General features: G+C 62.9%; 17 protein-coding genes and 1 other RNA gene. 7 read left to right on the top strand and 11 right to left on the bottom strand.

The genetic code is table 11. The features are described 5' to 3' along the window. Positions 1–9: 9 nt before the first annotated feature. From FJW05_RS06360 to FJW05_RS06385, 6 genes are all read right to left on the bottom strand, one after another. Positions 10–1,638 (bottom strand): ABC transporter ATP-binding protein, encoded by a 1,629-nt coding sequence (locus tag FJW05_RS06360; protein ID WP_140629329.1) that lies wholly within the window; start codon positions 1,636–1,638, stop codon positions 10–12. Continuing rightward, on the bottom strand, positions 1,635–2,774 hold the full coding sequence (locus FJW05_RS06365) for an ABC transporter permease (RefSeq protein WP_140629331.1): 1,140 nt from the start codon (positions 2,772–2,774) through the stop codon (positions 1,635–1,637). The genes FJW05_RS06360 and FJW05_RS06365 overlap by 4 nt, the downstream gene beginning before the upstream one ends. Continuing rightward, positions 2,774–3,868 carry a microcin C ABC transporter permease YejB gene (locus tag FJW05_RS06370; protein ID WP_140629333.1) on the bottom strand — a complete coding sequence of 365 codons (1,095 nt, stop codon included), beginning with the start codon at positions 3,866–3,868 and terminating at the stop codon, positions 2,774–2,776. The genes FJW05_RS06365 and FJW05_RS06370 overlap by 1 nt, the downstream gene beginning before the upstream one ends. 30 nt (positions 3,869–3,898) lie before the next feature. Then, positions 3,899–5,776, bottom strand: coding sequence for an extracellular solute-binding protein (locus FJW05_RS06375; RefSeq protein ID WP_140629336.1), 1,878 nt, complete (start codon positions 5,774–5,776; stop codon positions 3,899–3,901). Then, complete coding sequence (locus FJW05_RS06380; protein WP_140629338.1) at positions 5,776–7,656, bottom strand: extracellular solute-binding protein; 1,881 nt, start codon at positions 7,654–7,656, stop codon at positions 5,776–5,778. The genes FJW05_RS06375 and FJW05_RS06380 overlap by 1 nt, the downstream gene beginning before the upstream one ends. A 258-nt stretch (positions 7,657–7,914) precedes the next feature. Further along, positions 7,915–8,604, bottom strand: a complete 690-nt coding sequence (locus tag FJW05_RS06385) for a cytochrome c family protein (protein WP_140629341.1) — start codon at positions 8,602–8,604, stop codon at positions 7,915–7,917. Between the two features lie 192 nt (positions 8,605–8,796). Between FJW05_RS06385 and FJW05_RS06390 the strand changes: the two genes are divergently transcribed. Together FJW05_RS06390 and FJW05_RS06395 are read left to right on the top strand one after the other, a co-directional pair. Next, positions 8,797–9,525 carry a 3-deoxy-manno-octulosonate cytidylyltransferase gene (locus tag FJW05_RS06390; protein ID WP_140629344.1) on the top strand — a complete coding sequence of 243 codons (729 nt, stop codon included), beginning with the start codon at positions 8,797–8,799 and terminating at the stop codon, positions 9,523–9,525. A 9-nt stretch (positions 9,526–9,534) separates the two neighbouring features. Then, positions 9,535–10,398: a prephenate dehydratase gene (locus tag FJW05_RS06395; RefSeq protein ID WP_140629346.1), complete on the top strand. Its 864-nt coding sequence runs from the start codon at positions 9,535–9,537 to the stop codon at positions 10,396–10,398. Positions 10,399–10,448: 50 nt separating this feature from the next. Here the strand turns inward: FJW05_RS06395 and FJW05_RS06400 are convergent, their stop codons facing one another. From FJW05_RS06400 to FJW05_RS06420, 5 genes are all read right to left on the bottom strand, one after another. Further along, positions 10,449–10,874, bottom strand: coding sequence for a type II toxin-antitoxin system VapC family toxin (locus tag FJW05_RS06400; RefSeq protein ID WP_140545605.1), 426 nt, complete (start codon positions 10,872–10,874; stop codon positions 10,449–10,451). Next, positions 10,874–11,125 (bottom strand): type II toxin-antitoxin system Phd/YefM family antitoxin, encoded by a 252-nt coding sequence (locus FJW05_RS06405; protein WP_140629348.1) that lies wholly within the window; start codon positions 11,123–11,125, stop codon positions 10,874–10,876. Before FJW05_RS06405 ends, FJW05_RS06400 begins: the two co-directional genes overlap by 1 nt. Before the next feature lie 161 nt (positions 11,126–11,286). Further along, positions 11,287–11,592, bottom strand: a complete 306-nt coding sequence (locus tag FJW05_RS06410) for a Dabb family protein (protein WP_140545603.1) — start codon at positions 11,590–11,592, stop codon at positions 11,287–11,289. A gap of 10 nt (positions 11,593–11,602) precedes the next feature. Then, a complete protein-coding gene (gene nudC / locus FJW05_RS06415; protein WP_140629350.1) occupies positions 11,603–12,544 on the bottom strand; it encodes an NAD(+) diphosphatase in 942 nt (313 codons plus the stop codon). A 44-nt stretch (positions 12,545–12,588) separates the two neighbouring features. Beyond that, the gene (locus tag FJW05_RS06420) at positions 12,589–13,008 is read right to left on the bottom strand and encodes an HIT family protein (RefSeq protein WP_140629353.1); all 420 of its coding nucleotides are present in this window, start codon (positions 13,006–13,008) and stop codon (positions 12,589–12,591) included. Positions 13,009–13,190: 182 nt separating this feature from the next. Between FJW05_RS06420 and ffs the strand changes: the two genes are divergently transcribed. From ffs to recR, 5 genes are all read left to right on the top strand, one after another. Beyond that, an RNA gene (gene ffs, locus FJW05_RS06425) (signal recognition particle sRNA small type) lies at positions 13,191–13,287 on the top strand. A gap of 106 nt (positions 13,288–13,393) precedes the next feature. Next, positions 13,394–15,211, top strand: a complete 1,818-nt coding sequence (locus FJW05_RS06430; protein WP_140629355.1) for a DNA polymerase III subunit gamma/tau — start codon at positions 13,394–13,396, stop codon at positions 15,209–15,211. Positions 15,212–15,233: 22 nt separating this feature from the next. Beyond that, positions 15,234–15,557: a YbaB/EbfC family nucleoid-associated protein gene (locus tag FJW05_RS06435; RefSeq protein ID WP_095765991.1), complete on the top strand. Its 324-nt coding sequence runs from the start codon at positions 15,234–15,236 to the stop codon at positions 15,555–15,557. Between the two features lie 217 nt (positions 15,558–15,774). Then, the gene (locus FJW05_RS06440; protein ID WP_140629357.1) at positions 15,775–16,761 is read left to right on the top strand and encodes a cell wall hydrolase; all 987 of its coding nucleotides are present in this window, start codon (positions 15,775–15,777) and stop codon (positions 16,759–16,761) included. A 201-nt stretch (positions 16,762–16,962) separates the two neighbouring features. Next, positions 16,963–17,568 (top strand): recombination mediator RecR, encoded by a 606-nt coding sequence (gene recR / locus FJW05_RS06445; protein WP_140545598.1) that lies wholly within the window; start codon positions 16,963–16,965, stop codon positions 17,566–17,568. The last annotated feature ends 41 nt before the right edge of the window (positions 17,569–17,609 follow it).

A 17,609-nucleotide genomic window follows, 5' to 3' on the forward strand; every position in this document is an offset into this window, starting at 1 on the left:
CGGGTCCGGCTACTCGCTGACCACGCCGGTCGGCGCGGTCTCGATCTTGAAGGCCGCCGCCATCAGCGCCCGCGTATAATCGGTTTGCGGGCTGCCGAAAATCTGCTCGGAAGGTCCCGCCTCGACGATCCGGCCATTGCGCATGACGATGACGTCATTGGCAAGGGCGCGGACGACCTTGAGGTCGTGGCTGATGAAGAGATAAGCGAGATTGTGCTTGGCCTGCAGGCTGCGCAAAAGGTCGACCACCTGCGCCTGCACGCTCATGTCGAGTGCCGAGGTCGGCTCGTCGAGCATGACGAAACGCGGGTTGAGCACCATGGCGCGGGCGATGGCGACGCGCTGGCGCTGGCCCCCGGAAAACTCGTGCGGATAGCGATGGCGCGTTTCGGGATCGAGGCCGACCTCCTTCAGCACGGCGACCACCTTGTCGTCGCGCTGGTCGGCCGACAGTTTCGGCTCGTGGATCTTCAGCCCTTCCTCGATGATCTCGGAGACCGACAGGCGCGGGCTGAGCGATCCGAACGGATCCTGGAAGACGATCTGCAATTCGCGCCGCAGCGGCCGCATGGCGCCGAAGGAGAGCTGGTTGATGTCGCGTCCGTTGAAATTGATCGTGCCGGTCGAGGAGATCATCCGCGCGAGCGCCAGGCCCAGCGTCGTCTTGCCCGAGCCGGATTCGCCGACGACGCCAAGGGTCTGGCCGGCCCGCACCGTGACGTCGATGCCGTCCACGGCCTTCACATGGTCGACCGTGGTCCGGAAGAAGCCTTTCTTGATCGGGAACCAGACCTTGATGTCCTTGCCGGTCATGACGGATTTGGCGCCCGGGTCGGTTGTGGGCGGCTTGCCCTTCGGCTCGGCCGCGAGCAGATGCTTTGTATAGTCATGCCGCGGATTGGCGAAGATTTCCCTGGTCGGGCCGCTCTCCACGATCTTGCCCTTGGTCATGACGCAGACGCGGTCGGCGATCCTGCGCACGATGCCCAGATCATGCGTGATGAACAGCAGCGACATGCCTTTGCGGGCTTTGAGCTCCGCCAGCAGTTCCAGGATCTGCGCCTGCACGGTGACGTCGAGCGCGGTCGTCGGCTCGTCGGCGATCAAGAGCTCCGGCTCGTTCGCCAAAGCCATGGCGATCATGACGCGCTGGCGCTGGCCGCCGGAGAGCTGGTGCGGATAGGCGTCGAGGCGTTTCTGCGGATCGCGGATGCCGACCTCGGTGAGCAGCTCCAGAGTGCGCGCGCGGGCGGCTTGATCACGCAGGCCCTGATGCAGTTGCAGCACCTCGACGATCTGCTGCTCGATCGTGTGCAGCGGGTTGAGCGAGGTCATCGGCTCCTGGAAGATCATGGTGATCTTGTTGCCGCGCACGCCGCGCAACGCCTTCTCGTCCATGGCGAGCAGGTTGGCCCCGCTGAACAGGATCCTGCCCGACGGATGGCTGGCGGCCGGATAGGGCAGGAGCTTCAGCACCGACAGCGCCGAGACCGATTTGCCCGAGCCGGATTCGCCCACCAGGGCCAGCGTCTCGCCCTTGGCGATGTCGAATGAGATATGGTCGACGGCGATCGATTGCTTGCCGCCTTGCGCGAAGGCGACGCTCAGGTCTTGGACGGAAAGGAGGGCTTGGCTCATTTGAACGTCTTGCGCGGATCGAAGGCATCGCGCGTCGCCTCGCCGATGAAGACCAGCAGGGACAGCATCAGCGAGATCACGATGAAGCCGGAGATGCCGAGCCAGGGGGCGTTGAGGTTTCGCTGCGCCTGCTTCAGCAATTCGCCGAGCGAGGCCGAGCCCGGCGGCAGGCCGAAGCCGAGATAGTCGAGCGAGGTCAGCGTCGAGATGGAACCGGAGAGCAGGAAGGGCAGGAAGGTCAGCGTCGCCACCATGGCGTTCGGCAGCAGGTGGCGGAACATGATGGTGAGGTTTGGCACGCCCAGCGCGCGCGCCGCGTTGACATATTCGAAGTTGCGGGCTCGCAGGAATTCGGCCCGCACCACGCCGACCAGCGCCACCCATGAAAACAGCAGCATCAGGCCGAGCAGGATGAAGAAGCCGGGCGGCAGGATGGCCGAGATGATGAGCAGCAGATAGAGCACCGGGATCGCCGACCAGATCTCGATGAAACGCTGGAAGAGAAGGTCGGTCCAGCCGCCGAAATAGCCTTGCACCGCGCCGGCCGCGACGCCGATCAGCGACGAGCCGAGCGTCAGGATCAGGCCGAACAGAACCGAGATGCGGAAGCCGTAGAGCACGCGCGCCAGCACGTCGCGGGCCTGGTCGTCCGTGCCCAGCCAGTTCCAGTTGCCGACGGTGCAGTTGGCGTCGGCCTCGCCTTGCGGATACTGGCTGCAGCGCGTCTTCTTGTCGTAAAGCCAGGACGGCTTTGCCGGCGCCGGTTCCGGAATGGCGTTGTTGACCGTCTGGTAGGAGTAGCGGACCGGCGGCCAGATCATCCAGCCGTTGGAATTGATCTCGTCCTGGATCACCGGATCGCGATAGTCGGTGACGGCGTAGAAACCGCCGAACTTCTCCTCCGGATAGGCGACCAGAACCGGAAACAGGATCTCGCCCTTGTAGGAGGCGACGATCGGCTTGTCGTTGGCGATCAGCTCGGAAAACAGCGACAGCACGAACAGCAACAGGAAGATCCAGAGCGACCAGTAGCCGCGCCGGTTGGCCTTGAAATTCTGCAACCGCCGCTGGTTGAGCGGCGACAGAAATGGCCTGCGAGGCCGCGCCGGCGCGCTTTCGATCGCGGCCTCGGCCATCAGATGTCTCTCCGCTCGAAGTCGATGCGCGGATCGACCCAGGTGTAGATCAGATCGGACAGAAGACCGACAAACAGGCCAAGCAGCGAGAAGATGTAAAGCGTGGCGAACACCACCGGATAGTCGCGGTCGATCACCGACTTGAAGCCGAGCAGGCCGAGGCCGTCGAGCGAGAAGATGTTCTCGATCAGCAGCGAGCCGGTGAAGAAGGCCGAGATGAAGGCGCCGGGAAAACCGGCGATGACGATCAGCATGGCATTGCGGAAGACGTGGCCGTAGAGCACCTTGTGCTCCGACAGCCCCTTGGCGCGCGCCGTCACCACATATTGCTTGCGGATTTCTTCGAGGAAGGAGTTCTTGGTGAGCAGGGTGGTCGTCGCGAAAGCCGACAGCACGAGCGCCGTCAGCGGTAGCGTCATGTGCCAGAAATAATCGGCGATCTTGCCCGGCCAGGACAGCTGATCCCAATTGTCCGAAACGATGCCGCGCAGCGGAAACCAGTCCCAGAACGAACCGCCTGCGAACAGCACCATGAGCATGATGCCGAACAGGAAGCCGGGAATGGCATAGCCGACGATGACGACGCCGCTCGTCCACACGTCGAAGGTCGAGCCGTCCTTCACCGCCTTGCGGATGCCGAGCGGGATCGAGATCAGGTAGGATAAAAGCGTGATCCACAGGCCGATGGAGATGGAGACGGGCATCTTCTCCAGGATCAGGTTCAGCACCGAGATATCGCGGAAATAGCTGTCGCCGAAATCGAAGCGGATATAGTTCCACAGCATCATGCCGAAGCGCTCGAGCGGCGGCTTGTCGAAGCCGAACTGCTTTTCCAGCTTCTTGATGAATTCGCGATCGAGCCCCTGCGCGCCGCGATATTTCGAGCCGACATCGCCCGCCACGTCGAAATTACCGCCGCCGGCGTCGCCGCCACCGCTGCCGAGGCGGTCGTTGCCGCCCTGGTTGGTCAGCCGGGCGATCACCTGCTCGACCGGCCCGCCCGGCGCGAACTGGATGACCGCGAAGGAGATCGCCATGATGCCGAACAGCGTCGGGATCATCAGAAGAATGCGGCGCAGGATATAGGCGCCCATCAGGCGACGGGCCCCGCGCGAACAGTAATGTCAGGCTTTGCCAATCTTTGCCGCCTTGCCCTTGTCGAACCACCACAGCGCCTCGACCGGAAAGCCGAAATCGGGTTTCTGTTCGGGGAAGCCGAACATGTCCCAATAGGCGCTTCGGTGATTCGCCAAATACCAACTTGGAATCCAATCGCGCCGCGCGCGCAAGGCCCGGTCCAATGCACGCATGGCGGTGGTCAGGCTTTCACGATCCTTGGCGGCGCCGACGGCATCGATCAGCGCATCGACTGCCGGGCTTGCAACGCCCGACAGGTTGCGCGAGCCCGATACGGCGGCGCTGCGCGAGTGGAAGAAAATTTCCAGATCGTCGCGGGTCGGCGTGGCGCTGAAATTGAAGGCGGCCGAGAGCAGGTCGAAATCGAATGTCGATTGCCTGAGCTGGTACTGCGCCGAATCCACCAGGCGGATCGAGGCATCGATGCCGATGGCCTTCATGTTGGCGACCCAGGGCGAATAGACCTGCACGAAGGTCTCGTCGTCGACCAGGAATTCGGCGGCCAGCCGCCCGCCCTTGTCGTTGACCACGAAGTCACCGGAGCGTTTCCAGCCGGCCTGAGCGAGCAATTTCAGTGCCGCGCTCAGTTGCTTGCGGTCCCGCCCTGAACCGTCGGACGGCGGCTGCGTCACCGCGTCGCCGAATGTCTCCGCCGGCAGCTGGTCGCGCAGCGGCTCGAGCAGCGCCAGTTCCTGCGGCGTCGGCGTGCCCGCGGCGCGGAAGTCGGATTTCTCGAAGCAGGATTGCGAACGCTCATAGGAACCATAAAAGAAGTTGCGCCGTGTCCATTCGAAATCGAAGCAGAGCGCGATCGCTTGCCGCACGCGTGGATCCTTGAACTGCTCACGCCGCTGGTTGACCGCGGTGGCCTGCATGGAAGGCGTGGTTTCAGCCGGGAACTCATGCTTGATCACCTTGCCGGCGGTGAAGGCCGGAAAATCGTAGGCCGTCGCCCAGACGCGCGACGTGAATTCCTCGCGGTAGAGGATCTCGCCCTTCTTGAAGGCCTCGAACCCGGCCGTGCGATCCTGGTAGAATTCGATGCGGATGCGCCCGAAATTGTTCAGGCCGCGGTTGACGGGCAGGTCGTTGCCCCAATAGTCGGCCACCCGCTCATATTCGATCCAAGCGCCCGCCGACCAGCGCCCGACCTTGTAGGCGCTTGAGCCGAGCGGCGGATTGAGCTGCGAGGAATCGAACGGGTTGGCCGTAAAGAATGCCTTCGAAAGGATAGGGAACCCGACGACGTTGAGGATGGTGCGGGCCGATTGCTTGCCGGAGAATTTGAGCTCGACGGTGTGAGCGTCCCTCGCCACGGCATCTTCCAGATGCGTCAGTGACAACGCGTAATCCGGATGCCCTTTATCTTTCAGGAGCTTGAAGGTGAAGGCAACATCGTCGGCGGTGAGCGGCGTGCCGTCATGGAAGCGCGCCTGCGGGCGCAGCGAGAAGGTGAAGGTGTTGCGGTCGTCGGAAATCGTGACACCGTCGGCGATCAGTCCATAGACCGTGTCCGGCTCGTCGAGCGCCCGCACCATCAAGGAATCGAAGCACATTTCCATGCGCTGCGGGGAATCGCCCTTGGGGACGAATGAATTCAGTGTGTTGAAGGTCTGCGGGCTCTGGTTGGCGCCCCAGTTGGGCGGCGAGAAGTTGAAGGTGCCGCCTTGCGGCGCATCGACATTGACATAGTCAAAATGCGTGAAGTCGGGCTTGTATTTCAGGTCGCCGAAGGCCGACAGGCCATGCAGCTTGACGCCGGTCGGGGTGTCGGCAAAGGCTCGGCCGGGCAGCAACGCGGCGGCCGTGGCTGCGGCACTGAGCGCCAGGAAGTCGCGGCGAGGAAGCAAAGTCCGCCGCTCCATCAATTGAGGCCCTTGTACTTGGCAGCCAGCGCCTTTTCTTTTGCCGTGTCGATCCACCAGGAATCGATATCGGCGCCCCGGTAGCTGGGCTGCTTATCCGGCATGCCGAATTTGTTCCAGTAGGCGAGCCAAACCACCGCGCGGTAGTATTGCGGCACGGTATAGTAATTCCACAGCAGCACCCGATCGAGCGCGTGGGTAGTGGCGACGAGATCATCGCGGTCGGTTGCGAAGATGATGCGGTCAACCAGCGCGTCGATGACCGGGTTCTTGATGCCGGCATAGTTGCGCGATCCCGGCGTATCCGCCGCCTTCGAGCTCCAGAAGTCGCGCTGCTCGTTCCCAGGCGATCCGGATTGCTGGAGTATGCTGGTGACGACGTCGTAATCGAAAATGTTGACGCGGTTGATGTACTGCGTCTGGTCGATGATCCGCAGCGTCGCATCGACGCCGATCTTGCGCAGATTGGCTATCCAGGGGCTAGCGATGACCTGGTCGGTGTCGTTCCAGCCGAGGATCTCGAATTTGAAGGGCGCGCCGGTCTTGGCGTTCACCATTTTGCCGCCCTTGATCACCCAGCCAGCTTGGGCGAACAGGTCGACCGCCTGCTTCAGATATTTCCGTTCCGCCTGCGGCGAATCGTAGACCGGCAGCTTGAACTCTTGCGTGAACAACTCGGGCGGGAGCTTGTCGCGGTATTTTTCCAGGATTTCCAGCTCCTTGCCCTGCGGCAGTCCGCTCGACGCCAACTCCGTGCCCTGGAAATAGCTATGGGTGCGCGTGTTCGAATTGTAGAACAGCGTGCGGTTCATCGTTTCGAAGTCGAAGGGATAGGTCAGCGCGGCACGTACCAGCCGGTCCTGGAACAGCGGCCGTCGTTGGTTGAGCACGAAAGCCTGCATCGGCTCGGGTGACGTCGTCTTGAATTCCTTCTTGACCACGTCGCCGGCGCTGACCGCCGGGAAGTTGTAGGCCGTCGCCCAGCGCCGCGAGCTGTTTTCCGGCTTGATGTCGTCGAGCCCGCCCTTGGTGAAGGCCTGCCAGGAGGCGTTGTCGTCGAGGATATAGGTGAAGCGTTGGGTATCGAAATTCTCGCGGCCCATCTTCACAGGCAGCTTGGCGCCCCAATAATCGGGCACGCGCTGCCAGACGATCTCGGTTCCCGGCTTGAAGCTGGCGATCTTGTAGGCGGCAGAGCCCAGCGGCGGCTCCAGCGTCGGTCTGGTGATGTCGCGCTTCTTGCCGCTGGCATCGGTGCCTTCCCACCAGTGCTTCGGCAGCACGACGAGGTCGCCGATGATCTTGGGCAATTCGCGGTTGCCCTTCTGGTTGAAATGGAACTCAACCTCACGGTTCGAGACCGCGACCGCCTCGGTCACGTTCTCAAAATAGCGGTTGTACATAGGGCTGTTTGTCTTGAGCACCTGGAACGACCAGACCACGTCGTCGACGGTGATAGGCTGGCCGTCATGCCATTTCGCGTGAGGGTTGAGCCGGTAAGTGACCGACGAATAGTCCGACGGGTATTTATAGGCCTCCGCGATCAGCGCGTGGTAAGTGTCGCCCTCGTCGGTAGCCTGCTCCATCAGCGTGTCGTAAAGCAGGCCGCCGCCGAACTGCGCGAAGCCGGAGGCCGGCGATCCTTGCACGATGTAGGGATTGAAGCTGTCGAAGGTGCCGGTAACCACGGAGTTGTAGGTCCCGCCCTTTGGTGCATCCGGATTGACGTAGTCGTAGCGCTGGAAATTGTCGCCGTATTTTGAAGGTCCGACCAGCGAGGAGGTCGTGTGCCATTCATCGGCGAAGCCGGCCTGCAGGCTGGCGGCGAAGGCGAAAGCGAGCGCCGATGCGAAAAGCGTGCGGAAGCGGCCAACCTTCATGCGTTCTCCTCGTCGCGAACTCCAGAGCGGTTCATCGTTTCCCGGAAACGACAACCGCCCTATCGCTTTGTTTCGACGCAATTCCGCACGGAAAACCCGGTTCCCGCTGTCCTGGAATTGCGCTGCCCACCCGCAATCTAGATCATTTGACGCGGGTGGAAACCGCAAGTGCCGCCTTTGTCGCGGTCCATGCAGCTTTCCTAACAGAAAAGCCGGGACGAACCCGGCTTTTCCAAGGAAGTCTCTATGACAAATTGTTTATTGAGCGGGCGCGGCGGGCTTGGCCGGAGCGGTTCCCTCGGCCGGCTTGGCCGGCGCAGCACCTTCCGCGGGCTTCGCGGGTGCGGCACCTTCCGCCGGGTTGGCGCCTTCGGCGGGCTTAGCTTCTGCCGAAGCACCCGGCTGCGGCAGCGGCTTCGGATTGTCCGACAGCGTGCGCAGATACGCGATCACATTGGCGCGGTCTTCATCCTTCGGCAGGCCGGCGAAGCCCATCGCCGTGCCCTTCACGAACTTCTTCGGCGACGTGATGAAGTGGTTGAGATTGTCGTACGTCCAGTGCTCCTGGCCGCCCTTGGAGAAATCCTTCATGCCGGCCGAATAGGCGAAGCCCTCATGCTCGGCGACGGGACGGTCGACGATGTCCCAAAGATCCGGACCGACCTTGTTCGGGCCGCCCTTCTCGCCGGAATGGCAGGCCTGGCATTTCTTGAAGATCGCGGCGCCCGCCTCTGCATTGGCGGTGGCGAGCAGGTCGGCGATCGGCTTGGCTTCCGCCGCGGGAGCAGCCGGACCGCCTTCGGTCGGTTCCTGCGCTTCGATGGCGAAGCCGGGCTTTTCGGGTGTCGGCGAGGCGAACAGCCCGTCCGAGACGAGGCCTATGGAAAAGACGATGAAGCAGGTTCCAAGAAATCCGCCGAGCAGCTTGTTGACTTCGTTGGAATCCATGCGCCCCTTGCTCCCTTTTCCGGCGGACCGTCCCGTCCACTCCGTCCGTCGGTATCGCGAACTGCCCCGAAAGGCCAGTCAAACCGCGCGGAAACTAGGTCTTTTGCTCTGGCGTTGCAACACCTATAAGGGCGCTTCCAGTGAGACCTTTTGCCACTTTCCATCCGCTTTTTTCGGCCGCCCTGAAATCCGATGTCAACCTTGATCCTGATCCCCGCCCGCATGGCCTCGACGCGCCTGCCGGGCAAGCCGCTGGCCGATATTGCGGGCGTGCCGATGATCGTCCATGTCGCCCGGCGCGGAGCCGAGGCCGGGCTTGGCCGCGTGGTCGTGGCGACCGACACGGAAGCGGTCGCGCAGGCCGTCCGGGCGCATGGTTTCGAGGCTGTCATGACCCGCACGGATCACGAATCGGGCTCCGACCGCATCTTCGAGGCGCTGACGGCCCTCGACCCCGAAAAGCAGGTGGAAACGATCGTCAACGTCCAGGGCGACCTGCCGACCATCGACCCCGAGATCATCGGCGCGTCGCTGCGGCCGTTTGAGGACAAATCGGTCGATATCGCCACGCTCGGCGTCGAGATCGTGCGCGACGAGGAAAAGACCAATCCCAATGTCGTCAAGATCGTCGGCTCGCCGCTGTCGTCGACACGGCTGAAAGCGCTCTATTTCACCCGCGCCACCGCGCCCTGGGGCGAGGGGCCGCTCTACCATCATATCGGCCTCTATGCCTATCGCCGCGCCGCGCTGGAACGCTTCGTCGCGCTGAAGCCGTCGCCGCTGGAGCGTCGCGAGCGGCTGGAGCAGCTGCGTGCGCTGGAAGCCGGCATGCGCATCGACGTCGAGATCGTCCATTCCGTGCCGCTCGGCGTCGATACGCCGCATGATCTCGAGCGGGCAAGACAGATCCTTTCAAATTGAGATATCGGCATGGCTGACAAGACCAACAGAATTTCCTTTCAGGGCGAGCCCGGCGCCAATTCCGACACGGCCTGCCGCAACATGTTCCCGTCGATGGAGCCGTTGCCGTGCCCGACCTTCGAGGATGCCTTCAACGCGGTCGAGACTGGCAAGGCCGAGCTCGCCATGATTCCGATCGAGAACACGATCGCCGGCCGCGTCGCCGACATCCACCACCTCTTGCCGGAATCGAAGCTACACATCGTCGGCGAATATTTCCTGCCGATCCACTTCCAGCTGATGGTGCTGCCGGGCGTGAAGCGCGACGAGATCAAGACCGTCCACAGCCATATCCACGCGCTCGGCCAGTGCCGCAAATATATCCGCAAGAACGGCTGGAAGCCGGTGATCGCGGGCGACACGGCGGGTTCGGCCAAGATGATATCGGAGGTGAAGGACCGCACCATGGCCTCGCTGGCGCCGGCTCTAGCGGCCGAGCTCTATGGGCTCGACATCATCGAGAAGAATGTCGAGGACACCGATTCCAACGTCACCCGCTTCGTCGTGCTGACCAAGAACAAGCAATGGGTGGAGCGCCCCGCGCCAGACGCCAAGATGATGACCACCTTCATCTTCCGTGTCCGCAACGTCCCGGCCGCGCTCTATAAGGCTATGGGCGGCTTCGCCACCAACGGCATCAACATGACCAAGCTCGAGAGCTACCAGCTAGGGGCCTTCACCGCGACGCTGTTCTACGCCGACATCGAGGGCCATCCGGACGACCCGCTGGTCAAGCTGGCGCTCGACGAGCTGCGCTTCTTCTCGCGCGAGATGCGCATCCTCGGCGTCTATCCGGCCAGCGCCTCGCGCGAGCAGTGGAAGGTAGCGGATTAAGGCGTGTCCCCTGTCGGGGCAAAGACATGCACGAAACGATGAGTTGAGGCCTACGCTTGGTCGTCCCATGGATTTACCAGCGTTACTCCCATTCCCTCGAAATCGCCAATGTTGCGCGTCACCAGCGTCATCCGCTGGGTGAAGGCCGTGGCCGCGATATAGGCGTCATTGATCGGTTTGGGATTGGGCACATGCCATTGTGCCGCCTGAACGGCGGCTGCCTCGTCCAGCGGCAGGATTCGACCGGAGAATGTTGTGAGAACCGCATTTTCCAACCAATTGCGCAATGCTTTGCCAGCAACGGCATCATGGCGTTCCACCAGTCTTACGCCAATCTCCAGCTCGTGCAGAACCACGGCCGAAATGAAGGTTTCGGCAGGATCGACGGTTTCGTTCCAGAGCACGACATTGGGATGCGCCCTTCCGCTCGATACTTTTCGCAATTCGGATACGACATTGGTATCGAGCAACAGCATTAGGAAAGGTCTACCGGCTGGGCGCGTTCCGTGCGAGGCGGCAGCGGCAGGTCAAAGTCACCTGCCCCCGGGGCAGCCAGCATGTCACCGAGCGACCGCGTTTTGCCGGTGAGCCGCTTATATTCATCGAACGACATGAGGACATGCACTGGCCGCCCTCTGTCGGTGATGATCACCGGACCGTTCTTGGCAGCGCGTTTTGCGCGGCCAAGATCCTGATTGAGTTCGCGACCCGAAAGCGTGGTGATCATATCAATTTCGCCAGATGTGGTTACGTAACCACATCTAATGCGTTTGAGCAGAAATTGCAAGGTGGACGAACGGATGGCAAACCCATCGCAAGTGCGTGATTGGTTGTGTCCCGTGCTAGAGGAGTGCGCCAGGCGGCTCACCTTGTTTACCACGGCTGCGCTTAGATTACCGCACTCAATGGCACGTAGTCGATCTCCATGAACTTCTCGACCTCGGGCACCCAGCGGTCGCGCACGAACGCGACATGGTCGGGATGCTCGTTGTAGCGCGTGTAGGCCGCCTGGTCGGCGAATTCCATCGAGAAGCCGAACTGGTAGTCGTTCTTCGGGCTCACCTGCCGCAACTGCTCGAAATGCGAGACGCCCTTGATCCCGGTCAGGATCTTCTTCGCATCGTGCAGGAAGCGCTTTGTCTCCAGCGATTGCGGCGGATGTTTCAGCGTGAACACGACGGTATGGCGGATCATGTCTCGTCTCCTATTCGCTGTCGACCCAGGCGCGGATGAGGTGATGGGCGATTGCCCCTTTCGGCGGTGTAATCAGGCCGTCGGCATGCTGCCTGTCCAGCATGGTGCGCACCTCGTCGCGGAAGAACCAGCGGCAATCCTCAAGCTCGTTGAGGTCGGCCTGGATATCCTCGTTGAGCGGCTCGCCGAAGCAGCCGATCATCAGCGAATAAGGGAACGGCCAAGGTTGGCTGGCATGGTAGACGACGCGGCCGAGCCGGATGCCGGCCTCTTCGAGGGTCTCGCGCCGTACCGCCGCCTCGATTGTCTCGCCCGGCTCGATGAAGCCGGCAAGTGCCGAATACATGCCGGGCGCGAAATGCTTGCCTCGCCCCAGGATGCATTTTTCGCGCGTCGCCGTCAGCATGATTGCCACCGGGTCGGTGCGCGGGAAATGGTCGGTGCCGCAGGCAGGGCAATGGCGCCGGTAGCCGCCGGCGCGCATCTCCGAGCGGCTGCCGCATTTCGAGCAGAAGGCATGGCTTACGTGCCAGGCAAGCAGCGCCGCGCCTTGCGCCAGCGCGCCGGCCGCCGCCTCGTCGACCAGCCCTTGCATATAGACGGAACGATAGTCGATCGCCTTGATCGTCCCGGGCAGCTTTTCCGGCTCGATGCCGGCGGGCACGGCCAGCACCGGCCCGCTGTCGGAGAAGCCGAGCAGCACGCCGCGATCGAGTGCGGCTTCGAAAGCTCCACTCTCATCCGTCCTGAACCAGGGGTCGAACGTGCCGTCCTCGAGCTTGAGATAGAGCCGGCCGGCATGCATCAACATCAGTCGCGCGGCCTGGTCGGCCAGCGCTTTTTCGACCGCATCATCGGCGCGGTTCTCGGACTGCCGATCGATCCGGTTGCCGGCGAAACCGACGAATTGGCTGGGCTCGCGCAAGGGCGCGTCGAACAGGCGAAAGCTCATGGAGACTCGGGTGGGCTCGATGTGCGGAATGGACACTGGTCAGCTTATAGCGCCGCCTTGATCGTTTCAGCAAACCGCCTGATGTCGGAGCGCTGGTAAGGCTCGCGTATGCCATAGCCCCAGACCGGCCCCGGCCAGCCGGGATCGCCCTCCGAGCGGGCGACGACGTGGACATGCAGCTGACGCACGATATTGCCTAAGGCGCCGGTGTTGATCTTGGTGCATCCGGTCACCCGCTTCAGCGCCTGCGCCACCATATTGGTCTCGAAGGTCAGCATCGCCTGGTCGAGCGGCGTCAGGTCGTGAATTTCCTCCACGCCCGGCCGCTGCGGCACCAGAACCAGCCATGGCCAGCGGCGGTCGTTCATCAGCCTGAGCTCGCAAAGGCCAAGCCACATAAGCTGCTCGCTGTCCGCCTCCAGCCGGGCGTCCAGCGTGAATCCGGCCTCGAGGCCCGGCAGCATGAGCGTTTCCTTCGCTTTGTTGTAAGCATTTTCCAAACCAGGAACGCTAGAGCGGCGGCAGGGTGGCTGCAAGGGATTCATTGACCCCCATTATCGATTTGAAGGACTTTCCGCCTTCGATGCGGTTGCGGGTTCCGGCTCGGCCCTTGCATTTCGCTGCCGAATTGCCGATATGGAGCGCGGGAGGTTGGTGGTGGACGATCCACTCGCCAACCGGGTCAGGTCCGGAAGGAAGCAGCCCTAACGAGCCCGGAACGGGTCATTGTTCCAGCCTCCCACCTCTTCGCCTTTCTCCCGCGACATTGACGGCGCCAAGCCGTGCGGGTGAGACTATGCGCAGGAATCGGCCGCCTTCCGTCGCGGTCCTGGGAGCTTTTGACGGCGAATGAGCGAAGCCGGAAATTTGGGGCCACAAAGCCTGGAGACTGGCAAGGCCGCTGCTTATCGCGTCCTGGCGCGCAAATATCGCCCTTCGAATTTCTCCGAGCTGATCGGCCAGGAGCCGATGGTTCGCACGCTGACCAACGCCTTTGCCACCGGCCGCATCGCCCAGGCCTGGATGCTGACCGGCGTGCGCGGTGTCGGCAAGACGACGACCGCGCGCATCCTGGCGCGGGCCCTGAACTACAAAACCGCGACCGTCGACCAGCCCTCCGTCGACCTTTCGATCCTCGGCGAGCATTGCCAGGCGATCATGGAAGGCCGCCATGTCGACGTCATCGAGATGGACGCCGCCTCCCATACCGGCATCGATGACATCAGGGACATCATCGACCGCGTGCGCTACGCGCCGGTCTCGGCGCGCTACAAGGTCTACATCATCGACGAAGTGCACATGCTCTCCAACCAGGCCTTCAACGGCCTGCTGAAGACGCTGGAAGAGCCGCCGCCGCACGTCAAATTCATCTTCGCCACCACCGAGATACGCAAGGTTCCGATCACGGTCCTGTCGCGTTGCCAGCGCTTCGATCTCCGTCGCATCGATGCCGGCGCGCTTGTCGGGCATCTGTCCTCGATCGCGGCCAAGGAAGGCATTACCGTCGACGACGAGGCCCTGGCAATGATCGCGCGGGCCGCCGAAGGCTCGGCGCGCGATTCGCTCTCCATCCTCGACCAGGCGATCGCCCATGGCAGCGGCACGGTCAGCGCCGAGGCGGTGCGAGCCATGCTCGGCCTTGCCGACCGCGCCCGCATCATCGATCTGTTCGAGCACGTCATGAAGGGCGATGTCGCGGCGGCCTTGGCCGAATTCCGCGCGCAATACGACACCGGCGCCGATCCGGCCGCCGTGCTTACCGATCTTGCCGAGTTCAACCACCTCGTCACCCGGCTGCGCTTCGTGCCGGCGGCAGCCGACGATGCTTCGCTTTCCGAGGACGAGCGCCGGCGCGGCGCCGAATTCGCCTGCACGCTTTCGGTGCGCGTGCTGTCGCGGGCCTGGCAGATGCTGCTCAAGGGTATTCCCGAGGTGCAGTCCTCCAACCGCCCGGTCAGCGCCGGCGAGATGGTGTTGATCCGCCTGGCGCATGCCGCCGACCTGCCGACGCTGGACGAGGCGCTGAAATCGCTGGAAGGCGCGGCCCCGCAGTCGAATGCCGCGCCGCGCGTCAACGGAGCACCCGCGGGGCCCGGCAATGGCGGCGGCGCAAGCGCCGTGGCGCAGGCGCGGATGCCAGCTTCCCCCGGCGGCGCGCAGACGATGCGGCTGGTCGAGGCGCAGCCTGTGCCGGAGACCTTCGTTCCTGCGCCGGAGCCGGTCGCCGAGGCGCCTGTCGTTCCGGTGAAGACACTGGCCGACATCGTTGCGCTGGCCGACGCCAATCGCGACATGGCCTTCAAGGTGCTGCTCAAACGCTGCGTGCGGCCGGTTCGCATCGAGCCCGGCCGGCTCGACGTCACCTTGACCGACGACGCGCCCAAGATGCTGCTCAACGACCTCACCGCCAAGCTGCGCGCCTGGACCGGCCGCAACTGGCTTGTGTCGCTGTCGAAGGAGGAGGGCGGCCAGACATTGGCCGAGATGGAGACGACGAAGCGCGAGAACGCCTTCTCCGACGCCAAGAGCGATCCCACCGTCGCGGCCATTCTCGCCCGTTTTCCTGGCGCCAAGATCATTGACGTGCGCATCCCGGACGTGCCGGACGTGGAAGAGGCCGAGGCCGACCTGCCGGTCGAGCCGGCGGCCGATGACGACGAGACCTGAAACATTTTTAGAGGACCAACCGATGAAAGATCTTCTCGGCCTGATGGGCAAGGCGAAGGAAATGCAGGCCAAGTTCCAGGCCATGCAGGACGAGATCGCCACGCTTGAAGCCACCGGCCAGGCCGGCGGCGGTCTGGTCAGCATCACTCTGACCGGCAAGTTCGAAATGAAGACGCTGAAGATCGATCCGTCTTTGATCAAGGCGGACGAAGCAGAGATCCTGGAGGACCTCATTCTGGCCGCCCACAATGACGCCAAAAATAAGGTCGAGCAGATCATGCAGGAGAAGACCAAGGCGTTGACGGCGGGTCTGCCGATTCCGCCCGGAATGAAATTGCCGTTCTGAGGCGGTGTCCGCCAGTTAATTGATTATGAATGGAAATTGAGTCCTGGCTGCAATATTAACTATTTTGCCGGCAATGCTCACGGGCACATTTCGCGGCATTCATAAAGTTTTACCCAAGTCCAGAAGTTGCTAACCCTCTAGCCATCTTTTTGCCTGAAAGAGTCTCATTCTTGCCACATCTCGGGGCGGGCTGGCATCTGGACATGAGGCTTTTTTGGTGATCGCGACGCGATGGAAGACGCCGCTGCTGCTTATCGGCATCGTCACTTCCCCCTTGCTCCTGGCCGGTTGCAGCCAGACCACTTCCTCCCATGGCATGTCGGTGTCGGGTCTGACCGATGCCCTTACGCCGAGCTTCCTCACGCGTTCCTCCGGCCACTCGCTGAAGGACAAGGAATGCTTGCAAAGGGCAATGTTCTTCGAGTCCAACAGGTCGAGCCGCGACGGCATGATCGCGGTCGGCACGGTCGTCATGAACCGGCTTCGCTCGGGCCAGCACGGCAACACCATCTGTCAGGTTGTCGGCGAGCCGGGCCAGTTTGCTCCGGGCGTCATGACTCGGCCGATGAACTCGAAGGCCCTGCCGGATGTCGAGGAGGCGGCCGATGCGGTGCTGAGGGGCGAACGCAAGGCCAAGCTCAAGAACACGATGTATTTCCACACCGCCGGCCTGCGTTTCCCCTACAAGAACATGCATTACACCATGGTTGCCGGCGGCAACGCCTTCTATGAGAAGCGCGGCCGCAACTGGCAGCCGCTGCCGGACGAGCCGATGGTCGCCATGAACGTGGGCGACCAGCAGAAGTCTGGCCGGCAGCAGCCCGCGGCCGCCGCTCCGGTGCTCGTGGCTTCCGCCGAGCCGATCGTCAGGACGATCGTCCGTCCGGACCCGGCGAAGCAGGCCGTCTTGGCTGCGGCCGCGCGGACCGAAGACGCTTCCGCCGAACAGACCTATGTAACGGCTTCCGTTGCACCTTCTGCCAAGTCCGGCCGTCTGGCGCAGAAGCCGACGGTCGTGGCGATGCAGGAGCCGATGGCCGAGCCGGACGCCTCGCGTTTCGGCGGCACGCTCAAGGGCCGCTACGTCTCTTCGGTGCCCAGCGCGCCGCAGGAAGCGTCGATGGGCTTCCAGTCGACGCCCGAGAATACCGACGCCATCGGCGCGATGATCGCCAGCCAGGATCGGCCGCTCGAAACCAACTAAGCCCGATTTCATCCAATACAGGGCCCGCCATGGCAGCATGGCGGGCCCTGTGCCCTTGCTGGCTGTTCCAAACCGCTCTGAAAAATCCTGGATCAGTCCACCGTTTCAAGAAGCGGCGAACCGATCCATCTTTTTGCTTGCGCGCAATTCCGGACGGAAAACCGCTTCGCACTTTTCCTGGAATTGCTCTAGATCAAGGCGATGTCGAAGAGAATCGCCGGTCCGGAAATCGAACGCCTGATCCAACTCTTGGCCAAGGTGCCGGGGCTAGGGCCGCGCTCGGCCAGGCGCGCAGCGCTTCATCTCATCAAGAAGAAGGAACAGCTGCTCGAGCCCCTGGCTGCCGCCATGAGCGAAGCGGTCGAGAAGGTGCGCATCTGCTCGACCTGCGGCAATGTCGATACTGCCGATCCTTGCATGATCTGCACCGACCCACGCCGCGACGCCGGCACGCTGATCGTCGTCGAAGACGTCTCGGACCTTTGGGCGCTGGAGCGCGCGGCGGCGATGAACGTGCGCTACCACGTGCTCGGCGGCACGCTGTCGCCGCTCGACGGTATCGGTCCGGATCAGCTCAACATCCGCTCGCTGGTCGACCGCGTTGCCGGCGGCGAGGTGAAGGAAGTCATCCTCGCCGTCAATGCCACCGTCGAGGGGCAGACGACCGCGCATTATTTGACCGATCAGTTGTCGGGCTTCGATGTGAAGGTGACGCGGCTCGCGCATGGCGTGCCGGTCGGCGGCGAGCTCGATTACCTGGACGAAGGCACGCTGGCCGCGGCGCTGCGATCGAGGACGGCGTTTTGAAGTTGGCGGGGCTTTGGAAATGACAGCATTCCTTCGCGCCC

Source organism: Mesorhizobium sp. B2-9-1 (assembly GCF_006439455.1).
In the GTDB taxonomy this organism is placed as follows: domain Bacteria; phylum Pseudomonadota; class Alphaproteobacteria; order Rhizobiales; family Rhizobiaceae; genus Mesorhizobium.

Bases quoted from the DNA above. Each gene is read 5' to 3' on its own strand.
- FJW05_RS06405 (WP_140629348.1), bottom strand. From the start codon at position 11,125: ATGATCACCACGCTTTCGGGTCGCGAACTCAATCAGGATCTTGGCCGC.
- nudC (WP_140629350.1), bottom strand. From the start codon at position 12,544: ATGAGCTTTCGCCTGTTCGACGCGCCCTTGCGCGAGCCCAGCCAATTC.
- FJW05_RS06385 (WP_140629341.1), bottom strand. From the start codon at position 8,604: ATGGATTCCAACGAAGTCAACAAGCTGCTCGGCGGATTTCTTGGAACC.
- FJW05_RS06395 (WP_140629346.1), top strand. From the start codon at position 9,535: ATGGCTGACAAGACCAACAGAATTTCCTTTCAGGGCGAGCCCGGCGCC.
- FJW05_RS06410 (WP_140545603.1), bottom strand. From the start codon at position 11,592: ATGATCCGCCATACCGTCGTGTTCACGCTGAAACATCCGCCGCAATCG.
- FJW05_RS06400 (WP_140545605.1), bottom strand. From the start codon at position 10,874: ATGCTGTTGCTCGATACCAATGTCGTATCCGAATTGCGAAAAGTATCG.
- FJW05_RS06380 (WP_140629338.1), bottom strand. From the start codon at position 7,656: ATGAAGGTTGGCCGCTTCCGCACGCTTTTCGCATCGGCGCTCGCTTTC.
- FJW05_RS06360 (WP_140629329.1), bottom strand. From the start codon at position 1,638: ATGAGCCAAGCCCTCCTTTCCGTCCAAGACCTGAGCGTCGCCTTCGCG.
- FJW05_RS06375 (WP_140629336.1), bottom strand. From the start codon at position 5,776: ATGGAGCGGCGGACTTTGCTTCCTCGCCGCGACTTCCTGGCGCTCAGT.
- FJW05_RS06420 (WP_140629353.1), bottom strand. From the start codon at position 13,008: ATGCTGCCGGGCCTCGAGGCCGGATTCACGCTGGACGCCCGGCTGGAG.
- FJW05_RS06390 (WP_140629344.1), top strand. From the start codon at position 8,797: ATGTCAACCTTGATCCTGATCCCCGCCCGCATGGCCTCGACGCGCCTG.
- recR (WP_140545598.1), top strand. From the start codon at position 16,963: ATGTCGAAGAGAATCGCCGGTCCGGAAATCGAACGCCTGATCCAACTC.
- FJW05_RS06435 (WP_095765991.1), top strand. From the start codon at position 15,234: ATGAAAGATCTTCTCGGCCTGATGGGCAAGGCGAAGGAAATGCAGGCC.
- FJW05_RS06430 (WP_140629355.1), top strand. From the start codon at position 13,394: ATGAGCGAAGCCGGAAATTTGGGGCCACAAAGCCTGGAGACTGGCAAG.
- FJW05_RS06365 (WP_140629331.1), bottom strand. From the start codon at position 2,774: ATGGCCGAGGCCGCGATCGAAAGCGCGCCGGCGCGGCCTCGCAGGCCA.
- FJW05_RS06370 (WP_140629333.1), bottom strand. From the start codon at position 3,868: ATGGGCGCCTATATCCTGCGCCGCATTCTTCTGATGATCCCGACGCTG.